Origin of the sequence: Glaesserella parasuis (genome assembly GCF_017352235.1) — a bacterium.
Lineage (GTDB): Bacteria > Pseudomonadota > Gammaproteobacteria > Enterobacterales > Pasteurellaceae > Glaesserella > Glaesserella parasuis.
In genome coordinates, this window is the sequence record NZ_CP071487.1 from 173,012 (window position 1) to 186,291 (window position 13,280).

A 13,280-nucleotide genomic window follows, 5' to 3' on the forward strand; every position below is an offset into this window, starting at 1 on the left:
TACGCAAGTAATGAACTAAATAATGCTAGCATTATTGAAAATTTTGATTAAAAAATGGTAATAAGCGGTAAGATATAAGAAGAATTTTGAAAAAACAAAAGCCCGATAAATCTATCGGGCTTTTTAAGTCAATGTAGAATTATTCTGCTGCTTGTTCAGCTGCAACTTCAGGACGATCAACTAACTCAATGTAAGCCATTGGTGCGTTGTCACCTGCACGGAAACCACATTTTAAGATACGAGTATAACCACCCGCACGGTTTGCAAAACGTGGACCTAATTCATTGAATAATTTAGCAACGGTTTCGATGTTGCGAGTACGAGCAAAAGCTAAACGACGATTAGCAACGCTATCTACTTTTGCTAAAGTAATTAATGGTTCAACTACACGACGTAATTCTTTTGCTTTTGGCAATGTTGTCTTGATGATTTCGTGACTAACTAATGCACTTGCTAAATTACGGAACAACGCCTGACGATGGCTGCTGTTACGGTTTAGTTGACGTCCACTCTTACGATGGCGCATAACCTTATTCCTTCTAAGAAAATCTAAACCTAAAATTAGTCTTCAGCAATACTTGCTGGAGGCCAATTCTCAAGGCGCATACCGAGTGATAAGCCACGAGAAGCGAGAACATCTTTAATTTCAGTAAGTGATTTCTTACCAAGATTAGGTGTTTTTAATAACTCAACTTCTGTACGTTGTACTAAATCACCGATATAGTGAATTGTCTCTGCTTTCAAACAGTTAGCAGAACGAACTGTCAGCTCTAAGTCATCTACTGGACGAAGAAGAATTGGATCAAATTCCGGTTTCTCTTCTTTCACTTCTGGCTGACGAACATCACGCAAATCAACGAATGCAGCGAGTTGCTCTGCTAAAATCGTTGCAGCACGGCGGATGGCTTCTTCTGGATCTAATGTTCCGTTAGTTTCCATCTCGATAACGAGCTTATCTAAGTCTGTGCGTTGTTCAACACGAGCAGCTTCAACATTGTAAGCAATGCGATCTACCGGGCTAAAACGTGCATCGACTAATAAGCGACCGATTGGACGATCGTCGTCTTGTGTATGTACACGAGCAGATGCTGGTACATAACCACGACCACGTTGTACACGGATACGCATACTAATTGATGCGTTTTTATCCGTTAAGTTACAAATAACGTGATCTGGATTCACAATTTCAACATCACCATCGTGAGTAATGTCTGCTGCAGTTACAGGGCCAATCCCAGATTTAGTGAGTGTCAAAATAATATCATCTTTATTTTGCACTTTTACCGCTAGACCTTTAAGGTTTAACAATACCTCAAGAATATCTTCTTGTACGCCTTCTTTGCTGCTGTATTCGTGTAATACACCATCAATTTCTACTTCTGTAACTGCACAACCAGGCATAGATGAAAGTAAAATGCGACGAAGTGCGTTACCTAAAGTGTGGCCGAAACCACGTTCTAACGGCTCTAAGGTCACTTTTGCGTGAGTTGAACTAATTTGTTCAATATTCACTAAGTGTGGCTTTAAAAATTCTGTTACAGAACCCTGCATTTTATCCTCTCTTTGCTTTTAAGCTTAACTATTATTTAGAGTAAAGCTCAACGATCAGATGTTCATTAATATCTGCTGATAGATCAGAACGCTCAGGAGTACGTTTAAATACGCCTTCCATTTTAGTTGCATCAACTTCTAACCAAGTTGGTTTTTCACGTTGAGTAGCTAACTCTAATGATGCTTTGATACGTGCTTGTTTTTTAGATTTCTCACGAACAGCAATCACATCATCAACAGAAACTTGGTATGAAGGAATGTTTACAACACGACCATTTACCACGATAGATTTGTGGCTTACTAACTGACGTGCTTCAGCACGAGTAGCTGCAAAACCCATACGGTAAACAACGTTGTCTAAACGACCTTCTAACAATACTAATAAGTTCTCACCGGTATTGCCTTTTAAGCGGTTAGCTTCTTTATAGTAGTTACGGAACTGACGTTCTAAAATACCATAGATACGGCGAACTTTTTGTTTCTCGCGTAACTGACTACCATAGTCAGATAAACGAGGCTTACGAGCACCGTGTTGACCTGGTGCTGTATCAATTTTACATTTTGACTCGATCGCGCGAACACCTGATTTAAGGAATAAATCGGTACCTTCACGACGGCTTAGCTTGAGTTTTGGACCCAAATATCTTGCCATTTTCTTTCTCCAATTATCCTAACGTCAATTACACACGACGTTTTTTCGGTGGACGACAACCGTTATGTGGAATCGGAGTCACATCTGTAATGTTCGTGATACGGAAACCCGCTGCGTTTAATGCACGGATTGTTGATTCACGACCTGGACCCGGACCTTTAACCATAACTTCTAAATTCTTTAAACCAAACTCTTTAACCATTTCTGCACAACGCTCTGCAGCAACTTGAGCAGCGAATGGAGTTGATTTACGAGAACCACGGAAACCTGAACCACCCGCAGTTGCCCAAGCTAGAGCATTACCTTGACGGTCAGTAATGGTTACGATTGTATTATTGAAAGATGCGTGGATATGAGCTACGCCATCTACGATCTGTTTTTTTACACGTTTACGTGCACGAACTGGTGTTTTAGCCATTATTTATCTACTCCGATTATTTTTTGATCGGTTTGCGTGGACCCTTACGAGTACGCGCATTAGTCTTAGTACGTTGACCACGTACTGGTAAACTACGACGATGACGTAAACCACGGTAGCAACCTAGGTCTAAAAGACGTTTGATGCTTAAAGTTACTTCACGACGTAAATCACCTTCGACAGTAAATTTACCAACTTCTTCACGCAGTTTTTCAATCTGCTCTTCAGACAATTCTCTGATCTTCACATCTTCAGCAATACCCGTTGCAGCGCAGATCGCTTTTGCACGAGTTTTACCGATGCCATAAATAGCAGTCAGTGCGATTACGGTGTGTTTTTGATCAGGAATGTTAATGCCTGCAATACGGGCCACTATGCACTCCTATTTAACTAAAGTTATTGATATGCTGATCTTGAAAAGCCCGTTTCAGGATACTCAAACAGCATATCAGGACGAAATGAGCTGAGCAGTATAACTGCTCAGCAGGTTCTTTGCAAGAAATAATGTCAATTAACCTTGACGTTGTTTATGTTTAGGGTCGCTACAAATTACGCGTACAACACCTTCACGTTTAACAACTTTGCAGTTACGACACATTCTTTTAACTGAAGCACGAACTTTCATTGCTTATCCTTTTGATCTAAGGGCTTATTGCCCTAAGCCTTTCAAATTGGCTTTCTTCAACACAGAATCATACTGTAAAGACATTAGATGACTTTGAACCTGTGCGATGAAATCCATAATAACAACCACAACGATCAATAATGAAGTACCACCTAATTGGAAAGATACTTTCCATAATGATGTTATGATATAAGGAACCAAACAAACAAAGGTAATATATAACGCACCAATTAAGGTTAAACGTGTCATTACTTTATCGATATAACGAGATGTTTGCTCGCCTGGTCGATAACCTGGTACAAATGCACCTGATTTTTTCAAATTATCCGCTGTATCACGAGGATTATATTGCATTCCTGTATAAAAGAATGCAAAGAAGATTACAGCCATTGTAAATAATACAATATAGAGTGGCTGACCTGGTTGTAATAACTGTGATAAATCAAATAACCATTCAAAACCTTCGCTTGTTCCGAACCATTGTGCAATGGTTGCTGGGAATAAAATAATACTTGAAGCGAAGATTGCTGGGATTACACCAGCCATATTTACTTTCAACGGCAAATGAGATTGTCTTGCAGGTGCCATCATTCTTCCCTGCTGGCGACTTGCATAGTTTACAACAATTCTTCTTTGTCCACGTTCCACGAAGACAACAAAATATGTTACAGCAAATGCAACTACAGCTATTAGTAATAACACTAATAATGAAATCTCACCTTGGCGAGATTGTTCAATAGTTTGCCCGATTACTGATGGAAGATCAGCAACAATCCCTGCAAAAATAATTAACGAAATACCATTACCAATGCCACGTTCAGTGATTTGCTCACCTAACCACATCAGGAACATAGTACCTGTTACTAAACTAATTACAGAAGTTACATAGAACAGCATATTTGGATTAGGAACTAATCCGGCTAGCATATTCGGCAGGGCTAATGAAATACCAATAGACTGAATAAATGCTAATAACAACGTAGCATAACGTGTATATTTGCTAATTTTACGACGCCCTGCTTCGCCTTCTTTTTTCAACTCGGCAAGTGCTGGGTGTACCGCTGTCAATAATTGAATAATGATTGACGCTGAAATATAGGGCATAATCCCTAACGCAAATATAGAAGCTCTACTTAAAGCACCACCAGAGAACATATTGAACATATCAATGATGGTGCCTTGCTGTTGTCGTACTAGCTCGGATAATACAGAAGCATCAATACCAGGAACAGGAATAAAAGAACCGATACGGAAAACGATTAAAGCACCTAAAACAAACAATAATCGTGATTTTAATTCACCAGTCCCTTTTTGGGTATTACCTTGATATCCTGGTTGTTTAGCCATTTATTATTCCTCGATAGAACCACCAGCAGCTTCGATAGCAGCTTTTGCACCTTTAGTCACGCCTAAGCCTTTAACCACTACTGCTTTTTCAACTTTACCTGAAAGAATTACTTTTGCAGATAAAATATCTTTTGTGATTACGTTTGCTGCTTTTAACGCATCTAAAGTAACAACATTACCATCTACTTTTGCTAAGTCACTTAAACGGATTTCAGCTACGTGTAATGCTTTAAGAGAAGTAAAACCAAATTTTGGTAAACGACGGTATAAAGGCATTTGACCACCCTCGAAACCACGACGAACACCGCCGCCTGTACGAGATTTTTGACCTTTATGACCACGACCACCAGTTTTACCTAAACCAGAACCAATACCGCGACCTAAACGTTTTGCACTGTGTTTAGCACCTTCAGCTGGAGAAAGAGAATTTAAACGCATTCTATTATTCCTCCACTTTAACCATATATGAAACTTGATTGATCATACCACGTACTGCTGGAGTATCTTCTAACTCTACGGTATGACGAATATGACGAAGACCTAAGCCTTTCAACGTTGCTTTATGCTTCGGTAAACGAGCGATAGAGCTACGAGTTTGAGTTACTTTAATAGTTTTAGCCATATTCAATTACCCCAAAATTTCTTCAACGGTTTTGCCACGTTTTGCAGCAACCATTTCTGGTGATTTCATATTTGCTAGTGCATCAATTGTTGCACGAACAACGTTTATTGGGTTAGTTGAACCGTACGCTTTAGAAAGTACGTTGTGAACACCTGCAACTTCTAATACTGCACGCATTGCACCACCTGCGATGATACCTGTACCTTCGCTAGCTGGTTGCATAAACACGCGTGAACCAGTGTGAGAACCTTTAACAGGGTGTTGTAATGTACCTTCGTTTAACGCTACATTAACCATATTGCGACGAGCTTTTTCCATCGCTTTTTGGATTGCTGCCGGAACTTCACGAGCTTTACCGTAACCAAAACCTACACGACCGTTACCATCTCCCACCACTGTTAAAGCAGTGAAACTCATAATACGACCACCTTTTACGGTTTTAGATACACGGTTAACCGCGATTAGCTTTTCCTGCAGTTCACCAGCTTGTTTTTCGATGTTTGACATCTCAAATTCCTCTATTAGAACTGAAGACCAGCTTCACGAGCAGCATCTGCTAATGATTGCACACGACCGTGGTATTTGAAACCTGAACGGTCAAATGCAACTGCTTTAATACCTTTTTCTAAAGCACGTTCAGCAACGATTTTACCAACGACTGCTGCCGCTTCTTTATTACCAGTATATTTAACTTGCTCTTTAATTACTTTCTCAACAGTTGAAGCTGCTGCTAAAACTTCTGAGCCATTCGGTGCAATCACCTGCGCATAGATATGGCGAGGTGTGCGATGCACAACTAAACGTGTTGCACCTTGCTCTCTCATTAAATGACGTGCACGGCTTGCACGACGGATACGAGCTACTTTCTTATCCATAGTGTTACCTTACTTTACTTTTTCTTCGCTTCTTTAATACGTACAACTTCATCAGCGTAACGTACACCTTTACCTTTATAAGGCTCTGGTTTGCGGTATGCACGAATATCAGCTGCCACTTGACCGATTAACTGTTTGTCCGCAGACTTAAGAATAATCTCAGTTTGTGATGGACATTCACCAGTTACACCTGCTGGCAACTCATGTTCAACCGAGTGTGAGAAACCTAAATTTAATGCAACAGTGTTGCCTTTCATTTGAGCTCTGTAACCAACACCCACTAATTGCAATTTCTTAGTAAAGCCTTCAGTAACACCGATAACCATTGCATTAACGAGGGCACGAGCTGTACCTGCTTGCGCATCTGCATTAACGATACCCGCTTTTGGAGCGAATGTTAAAGTATCAGCTTCGTATTTTACTTCAACTGCATTGTGAATTTCGCGAGACAACTCGCCATTTTTACCTTTTACTGTTAATAGCTGACCATTCAAAGTAACTTGAACGCCGGCAGGAACAGCGACAGGTGCTTTTGCAACACGAGACATTTTTCCTACCTCACTATTATGCTACGTAACAGATAATTTCACCGCCGAGGCTCGCTTGACGTGCTGCACGGTCGGTCATTACACCTTTAGATGTAGAAACCACTGCGATACCTAAACCACCCATTACTTTTGGTAACTCGTCTTTACGTTTATAAATACGAAGACCTGGACGGCTTACGCGTTGGATACTTTCTACAACTGGTTTGTTTTGGAAATATTTTAAAGTGATTTCCAATTCAGGTTTTGAACCTTCAACAACTTTGAAGCTCTCAACATAACCTTCTTCAGCTAAAACGCTTGCAATAGCAACTTTTAACTTAGATGAAGGCATACTGATTGCAACTTTATTCGCAGCTTGACCGTTACGAATACGGGTCAGCATATCTGCGATTGGATCTTGCATGCTCATGTATTTACTCCCATGATTCCAAATTAAAAGAGGTTATTACCAGCTTGCTTTCTTAAGGCCTGGAATTTCACCGCGCATTGCAGCTTCACGCACCTTAATACGGCTTAAACCAAACTTACGAAGTACACCGTGTGGACGACCAGTTTGGCGGCAACGGTTACGCTGACGGATTGGACTAGAATCGCGTGGAAGTGTTTGTAATTTTAACACTGCTGCCCAACGATCTTCGTCTGAAGAATTTACATCAGAAATAATTTTCTTTAACTCTTCACGTTTAGCGTAGAATTTATCAGCTAATTTCGCACGTTTTACGTCACGTGCAATCATTGATTGTTTTGCCACGATAACCTACCTTATTTACGGAATGGGAAATTGAAAGCCGCTAATAAAGCTTGACCTTCTTCATCAGTTTTCGCTGTAGTGGTAATAGTAATATCTAAACCACGAACACGATCTACTTTATCGTAGTCGATTTCAGGGAAAATGATTTGTTCACGAACACCCATACTGTAATTACCACGACCGTCGAATGATTTCGCGTTTAAACCGCGGAAGTCACGGATACGTGGAACAGCGATAGTAATCAATCTTTCAAAGAATTCCCACATACGTTCACCACGTAGGGTTACTTTGCATCCGATTGGATATCCCTGACGGATTTTAAAGCCTGCAACAGATTTGCGTGCTTTTGTAATTAAAGGTTTTTGACCGCTGATTGCTGTTAAATCTGCTACTGCGTTGTCTAACAGTTTTTTGTCGGTCAATGCTTCACCCACACCCATATTCAGGGTTATCTTTTCGATTCGTGGGACTTGCATGACAGATGAGTAGTTGAATTTTGCTTTTAATTCATTAACTACTGTATCTCTGTAGTAATCATGCAGTTTCGCCATCGCATTACTCCAGTTAATTAAATTGTTTTCTCGTTAGATTTGAAGAAACGGACTTTTTTGCCATCTTCGAATCTAAATCCTACACGGTCAGCTTTATTTGTTTCTGGGTTGAAAATCGCAACGTTTGACGCATCAATCGCAGCTTCTTTCTTCACTAAACCGCCAGCTTTGCCTAAAGCAGGAACTGGTTTTTCGTGTTTAGTGATAATGTTGATACCCTCAACAACCACTTTACCGTTTGGTAACACTTTAGTTACCTTACCACGTTTGCCCTTGTCTTTACCAGCAAGAACAATTACTTCATCGTTTTGACGGATTTTTGCAGCCATTACATTCTCTCCTTATAGTACTTCTGGAGCTAAAGAAATGATCTTCATAAACTTCTCAGAACGAAGTTCACGCGTCACAGGTCCAAAAATACGAGTACCGATTGGTTGCTCAGTGTTATTGTTTAAAATTACACAAGCATTGCCATCGAAACGAATAACTGCGCCATCTGGGCGACGAACACCCTTCTTGGTGCGCACAACAACTGCTTTTAACACATCACCTTTTTTAACTTTACCGCGTGGAATTGCTTCTTTCACAGTAACTTTGATGATATCGCCGATAGCAGCGTAACGACGGTGCGATCCACCTAGAACCTTGATACACATTACGCTACGAGCCCCTGAGTTATCAGCAACATCCAGCATAGTCTGTTCTTGGATCATATTAGTGCTCCGTTAAAATAAAAAACACCCTTTCGGGACGAACCTATTTACCCTATGCAAATAGGTTGCGGATTATATCGCAATTAGCGTAATAAGATCAACTGGATTTTATTAGAATGCATTAGAGAGTAGGAGTTCTCCTCATTCACTACTTTAAAAAAGTATTAGGATTAATAATCATTGGCGCAACTATTTTACATGAATAAAAACAACCAAATTTTGTGACCCATCTCTCAATAACATCGCGGAAGACTAGGCATTTTTGATATTCTATGATTAAAATGCACTTATTTATTTTATCGAAGCAGGCTTTATGAAAGTATCTTCCATTGCTATTTTAGTCAGTTTATTGAGTTTAAATTGTTGGGCGAATGATGAAATTGTTCGTTCCCAACAAGAAAACCAACACCAATTACAACAAATCCAACAACATCAACAATCTCGTTGGGTTTCCCAACATCAATTCCAAAGCCAGACTAAAGCACAGGATAACAGTACGGCAACCGAACATTATTGCTTACGTTACAATAGGTTACAGATAACGGGTGTAACTTTAATCGATCCCCTTTCATTTCAGCCATTGCCCTACGAATGTTTAAATGAAAACCGCCTTAATCAACTTAGCCGAGATTTAACGCAAGCCTATTTGGATAAGGGCTATATTCACAATCCATTTCAATTTGAAGATGATGGTTCGAAAACGCTGATTTTACGAGTAACCGAAGGCAAAGTGGCTAAATTGACGGGGGGAAGTTCGCAAGTAAACTTAGCCATGCTGTTTCCTAACATTGTAGGTCAACCATTAAATATCAAAGAATTAGATCAGGGGCTAGATCAAGCGAATCGTTTGAGTAGCAATCAAGTTTCTGTCGATGTATTACCTGCCAAAATGGCGAGATCGAACTCTCTTTTGTCAATAATCCCTCGCCTGCTGTTTCCGGTTATATTGGTGTAGATAATTTTGCTTCACGCCAATATCATCGTTGGCAAAGCCGTTTCGGGTTAAATGTAGATAGCCCATTTGGATTGTCAGATAGCCTTTATTTGGGCGGAAGCCACACGTTAAAATCGACACTGGAATTTAATCGCTCTGCAATTTTATATTATTCCGTACCTTATGGGCGTTGGACCTTTAACAGCTTTGGTTCTGTTTCGCAATTTCGCCGACAAATTCCGTTGGTTTATCATAATGTCGAGCAAAAAGGTCGAACGTGGCAGGCTGGGGTGGAAGTTGATTATGTTGCTCATCGAGGGGCAAACCATATTTCCACAATTTCTGCACAAGTAGAACATCTGAATAGTAAAAGTCGTTTTGAGGACAGTGTGATCGAGTTACAAAGCCCTAAATCGAGCGTTGCACAATTCTCTTTTAACCACTTACAGCTACTGTCGCAAGGTTCGTTGATCTTTAACCTTGATTATCGTCGGGGATTGGCTTGGTGGAATGCGATTAAAAATCAAGGACGAGATCAGCCTGAAGGGCAATTCCAAAAATGGAGTGGCGATGTACAGTTGAGTTACTTTCATTTGTTAGGTTCGCAAAAATTCCGCCAATCTCACCGCTTGTTTGGTCAGTATAGTTCAAATTATTTGCCAGCCACAGAACAAGCGGATTTATTAGGACGATATGCAGTAAGAGGCTTCCAAGATTTATCGCTCTCGGCAGAAAAAAGCCTTGTTATGCAAAATACGTTAAGTTGGTTAAATAACTATCGATCTTTACAAATAGAGCCTTACGCCTTGTTTGATCTGGGGGTACAGAAAAATAGCAGTGATAACGCTCATAGCCAACGTGCTTTCGGCTATGGTGCTGGACTTCAGTTAGCTAAAACTACGTGGAAGTCGGATATTCAATGGGTTAAAGGCAAAATGCAACGAGAAAAAACACAGATGTGGGAAAAAGAACAAAGACGGCAAATTAACCGTTCAGGTGGAAGAGGCAAAAGGAAAAGTACTCGATGGTCGTGTTGTAGGCAGTATGCAAGCGGAGAGAATCCGTATCCATTCTACCGACAATCGTGCCACACTTAATGTTGAAGCGGCGGATATCAAGGCAAAAGATGTTTTAGTTCAAGCTGGCAATGCAAATGTTCAGGGGAAAGTGACCGCTAGCACCCACTGTCAACATAACCACTACACTGCAGACAAAAACGTTAAAGTAGAAGAGTACCGTTCCGGCAAAAATGAAAAATATCAAGCAACCAAAATCCAAGCGGATAATCTTGTTGTCGATGTGGATAACCGTTTAAATGTTTCTGGGGCAGATATTCAAGCGAAACAAGCGAGTATCATCGGTGGTCAAACCCATTTTGGTACACAAATCACAACGAACGAAAGTAACGCACGTAAACATCAATCTAAAGGTCTTTGGTTCCGTGAAGAAACCGATAAAACTAAAGCTCAAACTGTTCACCGTACCACTGTGACTGCAGATAAACTCAATGTGGTAGCAACAAAAGGTCAAGTAACGGGGAATGCGGTTAAATTAGCAGGGCAAGATGCTTTTGTTTATGGTGATAAAGGCGTTGCATTAAAAGGTGTTACACAAACAACACAAGCTGAAGCGACAAGCAAATTTAAAAATGAAACTGCCCGCTTGCGTACAGGTTCTAGTTCACAAACAGCCAATACCCAAGCGTTAGTGGCAAGTGAATTACAATTTAAAAACCTTAGCGTAGGTGGCAACGATGTACATTTGAGTGCGGTGAAAGGTCAAATTGACGGTCAACTCTTTGTGCAAAATAAAGGTAAAGCTGAATTTGTCAGCCAAGCGACCAAAAACACTTACAACTGATTTCAACAAAAGGCATTAACGTGATTGGTAGTAAAGTGCAAGCGGTGAATACTTTAGGGGTTTATGCACCAACCGTTGAAGTGATTGGGGCGAAAAACCAAAGTTTATCAATGAAAGAAGAAGCTGGATTTGGTATTTCCGCAAAAGGCGATAAGCCAAAAGTGAACTTTAATACCGAAGCGGCACTACGTGGTGTTATCACATCACTGATCAAAGGCGAATCAGTAAACGCACTTAATGTTGTTAAAGGCAATACTAAATTTGAAGCACAAGGCAGCATTACCTTAGGCATTTATAACCACAAACAACAGAATAGCCAAACACAAACTGCACAAGCGAGCCAATTAAGTGCGAAACAAAACCTCACTTTAGAGGCAGAGCGTATTCAACATCAAGGTTCACAACTTTCTGCAGGCAATAACATTGCACAAGGTGCAGAACATATCGAACATTCTGTGGCAACGAACTCACAAAATGATCGCACCAAAAATGTGGACGTAGGATTGTCGGTCGCTTCATCGATCAACAAAGATAAAGCGATCAGCAGTTCTGTCACCTTATCTGCTTCAGGTGGTCGTGAAAACAGCCAAAGCACCACAGCACAAGCAACGACTCTCAATGCTGGCAATAGCATTGTGATCAACGGTCAAACCTTGCAAGATACTGCAACACAATATCAAGCTGGTGGCGATTTAACCCTTAACTCTCAACAACATAACTTACAAGCAGCCGTAAATAGTAGCAGTAAAGATACAATGAAGGCAGGGGTAAATATCGGCGTTAGTGGCAACACGAGCGACCTCAAAACCGTTAATCTGAAAGTGAATGTAGGTGCAAATTACCAACAAAATCAGACCGCTTCTGAGCAAGCTCAAAAAGCCTCTTTAACTGCGAATAACATTGCGGTAAATACAAACACGCTTTACAGCCAAGCGGATATGAAAGCAGATGGCAACATTAACGTGGTGGCGAAAGAGAGTGCAACCTTTGCTCAAGCAACGAATAAAGAGCAACAAAATGGCGTAGGCTTTAAAGCAGATCTTGGCGTAGGGGCATTAGTCGTTCCTGCCGCAAGTGCTGCTATTCCAAGCGTTGATGCAAGTGTTTCAGTAAATGCCGTAAATGGTCGCACACAAGATGCGGTTACCGCTAAAGTTGAAGGGCAATCAATCACCATTCAAAGCGGTAAAAATACGCTAGTACAAGGCACAAGTTTGGCGGCGGACAACATCAACTTAAGCGGTGAGACCGTCAATGTTGTGGCAGCGAAAAGCGATAAACAACTCACTGATGTTGCAGTGGGTACGGCAATATCCTTAGGTAAAGGTGCATCAAGTTTAGGCTTAAATGCGAACTTGAAAGTACATCATGAAGTTTCTAATAGCCATACTGCAAGTCAAGTTACCGCTCAAAATCTGAATATTCAAAGCAGAAATGACATTACCCTTACTGGCGTACAAGCAGATGCGAAAAATGTGACCCTAAACAGTGGCAATGGCAACCTTGCTTTAACCGCTTTACAGGATAATGTGAAGAAAACAGGCGTAGGTGCAACACTCTCATTAAATGGTGGTGTAGCAGAACAAAAATGGACACCAAATGGCGGCAGTGCTTCCCTTGATGTGAATGTTATTCGCAATCAAACCCACACAAGTACCGTAGTTAATAGTGAAACTGCGAACCTCAATGTAGGTGGTAATGCACTCTTAACAGGTAGTGCATTAAATGCGGACACTGTTTCTGGTACTGTGACAGGCGACTTAATCAGCAAAGGACTTGTGAATAAAGTCAGCGAAACAAGTGTGAGCGTTTCTGCAAGTTAAACCAATCCAA

Annotated in this window: 21 protein-coding genes; 4 read left to right on the forward strand and 17 right to left on the reverse strand. The window is 40.7% G+C overall.

Features of this window, described 5'->3' with window-relative positions:
* Positions 1 to 139: 139 nt before the first annotated feature.
* From rplQ to rplN, 17 genes are all read right to left on the reverse strand, one after another.
* Entirely contained in the window at positions 140 to 526 is a 387-nt protein-coding gene (gene rplQ / locus J1G47_RS00870) for a 50S ribosomal protein L17 (RefSeq protein ID WP_005711970.1), read from the reverse strand.
* Positions 527 to 561: 35 nt separating this feature from the next.
* Positions 562 to 1,551, reverse strand: a complete 990-nt coding sequence (locus J1G47_RS00875) for a DNA-directed RNA polymerase subunit alpha (RefSeq protein ID WP_005711973.1) — start codon at positions 1,549 to 1,551, stop codon at positions 562 to 564.
* Positions 1,552 to 1,582: 31 nt separating this feature from the next.
* Complete coding sequence (gene rpsD, locus J1G47_RS00880) at positions 1,583 to 2,203, reverse strand: 30S ribosomal protein S4 (protein WP_005711975.1); 621 nt, start codon at positions 2,201 to 2,203, stop codon at positions 1,583 to 1,585.
* A gap of 28 nt (positions 2,204 to 2,231) precedes the next feature.
* Positions 2,232 to 2,621: a 30S ribosomal protein S11 gene (rpsK, locus tag J1G47_RS00885; protein ID WP_005711978.1), complete on the reverse strand. Its 390-nt coding sequence runs from the start codon at positions 2,619 to 2,621 to the stop codon at positions 2,232 to 2,234.
* 16 nt (positions 2,622 to 2,637) lie between these two features.
* Positions 2,638 to 2,994, reverse strand: a complete 357-nt coding sequence (gene rpsM, locus J1G47_RS00890) for a 30S ribosomal protein S13 (protein ID WP_005599322.1) — start codon at positions 2,992 to 2,994, stop codon at positions 2,638 to 2,640.
* A gap of 138 nt (positions 2,995 to 3,132) precedes the next feature.
* Positions 3,133 to 3,246, reverse strand: coding sequence for a 50S ribosomal protein L36 (rpmJ, locus tag J1G47_RS00895; RefSeq protein ID WP_005705974.1), 114 nt, complete (start codon positions 3,244 to 3,246; stop codon positions 3,133 to 3,135).
* Between the two features lie 24 nt (positions 3,247 to 3,270).
* The gene (gene secY / locus J1G47_RS00900; RefSeq protein WP_005711980.1) at positions 3,271 to 4,593 is read right to left on the reverse strand and encodes a preprotein translocase subunit SecY; all 1,323 of its coding nucleotides are present in this window, start codon (positions 4,591 to 4,593) and stop codon (positions 3,271 to 3,273) included.
* 3 nt (positions 4,594 to 4,596) lie between these two features.
* Positions 4,597 to 5,031, reverse strand: a complete 435-nt coding sequence (rplO, locus tag J1G47_RS00905) for a 50S ribosomal protein L15 (RefSeq protein WP_010787026.1) — start codon at positions 5,029 to 5,031, stop codon at positions 4,597 to 4,599.
* A 4-nt stretch (positions 5,032 to 5,035) separates the two neighbouring features.
* Positions 5,036 to 5,215, reverse strand: coding sequence for a 50S ribosomal protein L30 (gene rpmD / locus J1G47_RS00910; RefSeq protein WP_005711983.1), 180 nt, complete (start codon positions 5,213 to 5,215; stop codon positions 5,036 to 5,038).
* 6 nt (positions 5,216 to 5,221) lie between these two features.
* Entirely contained in the window at positions 5,222 to 5,722 is a 501-nt protein-coding gene (rpsE, locus tag J1G47_RS00915) for a 30S ribosomal protein S5 (RefSeq protein WP_005711985.1), read from the reverse strand.
* 14 nt (positions 5,723 to 5,736) lie between these two features.
* Positions 5,737 to 6,090 carry a 50S ribosomal protein L18 gene (gene rplR / locus J1G47_RS00920; RefSeq protein WP_005711987.1) on the reverse strand — a complete coding sequence of 118 codons (354 nt, stop codon included), beginning with the start codon at positions 6,088 to 6,090 and terminating at the stop codon, positions 5,737 to 5,739.
* Positions 6,091 to 6,104: 14 nt separating this feature from the next.
* Positions 6,105 to 6,638 (reverse strand): 50S ribosomal protein L6, encoded by a 534-nt coding sequence (gene rplF, locus J1G47_RS00925; RefSeq protein WP_005711990.1) that lies wholly within the window; start codon positions 6,636 to 6,638, stop codon positions 6,105 to 6,107.
* 16 nt (positions 6,639 to 6,654) lie between these two features.
* Positions 6,655 to 7,047, reverse strand: coding sequence for a 30S ribosomal protein S8 (gene rpsH / locus J1G47_RS00930; RefSeq protein ID WP_005711992.1), 393 nt, complete (start codon positions 7,045 to 7,047; stop codon positions 6,655 to 6,657).
* Positions 7,048 to 7,083: 36 nt separating this feature from the next.
* The gene (gene rpsN / locus J1G47_RS00935; protein WP_005708075.1) at positions 7,084 to 7,389 is read right to left on the reverse strand and encodes a 30S ribosomal protein S14; all 306 of its coding nucleotides are present in this window, start codon (positions 7,387 to 7,389) and stop codon (positions 7,084 to 7,086) included.
* Between the two features lie 11 nt (positions 7,390 to 7,400).
* The gene (rplE, locus tag J1G47_RS00940) at positions 7,401 to 7,940 is read right to left on the reverse strand and encodes a 50S ribosomal protein L5 (RefSeq protein WP_005711994.1); all 540 of its coding nucleotides are present in this window, start codon (positions 7,938 to 7,940) and stop codon (positions 7,401 to 7,403) included.
* Between the two features lie 17 nt (positions 7,941 to 7,957).
* Positions 7,958 to 8,269, reverse strand: a complete 312-nt coding sequence (gene rplX, locus J1G47_RS00945) for a 50S ribosomal protein L24 (protein ID WP_005711996.1) — start codon at positions 8,267 to 8,269, stop codon at positions 7,958 to 7,960.
* A gap of 12 nt (positions 8,270 to 8,281) precedes the next feature.
* Complete coding sequence (rplN, locus tag J1G47_RS00950; protein WP_005711998.1) at positions 8,282 to 8,653, reverse strand: 50S ribosomal protein L14; 372 nt, start codon at positions 8,651 to 8,653, stop codon at positions 8,282 to 8,284.
* Between the two features lie 313 nt (positions 8,654 to 8,966).
* On the opposite strand from rplN, the gene J1G47_RS11680 reads away from it, so the two are divergent.
* Genes J1G47_RS11680 through J1G47_RS00965 form a run of 4 tightly spaced genes read left to right on the forward strand, consistent with a single transcriptional unit; the run spans position 8,967 to position 13,270 of the window.
* Entirely contained in the window at positions 8,967 to 9,608 is a 642-nt protein-coding gene (locus J1G47_RS11680; protein WP_020996962.1) for a POTRA domain-containing protein, read from the forward strand.
* Entirely contained in the window at positions 9,599 to 10,684 is a 1,086-nt protein-coding gene (locus J1G47_RS11685) for a ShlB/FhaC/HecB family hemolysin secretion/activation protein (RefSeq protein ID WP_234923286.1), read from the forward strand. The genes J1G47_RS11680 and J1G47_RS11685 overlap by 10 nt, the downstream gene beginning before the upstream one ends.
* Entirely contained in the window at positions 10,632 to 11,447 is an 816-nt protein-coding gene (locus J1G47_RS00960; protein WP_041603156.1) for a hypothetical protein, read from the forward strand. Before J1G47_RS11685 ends, J1G47_RS00960 begins: the two co-directional genes overlap by 53 nt.
* 20 nt (positions 11,448 to 11,467) lie before the next feature.
* A complete protein-coding gene (locus J1G47_RS00965) occupies positions 11,468 to 13,270 on the forward strand; it encodes a hemagglutinin repeat-containing protein (RefSeq protein ID WP_041603157.1) in 1,803 nt (600 codons plus the stop codon).
* Positions 13,271 to 13,280: the final 10 nt, after the last annotated feature.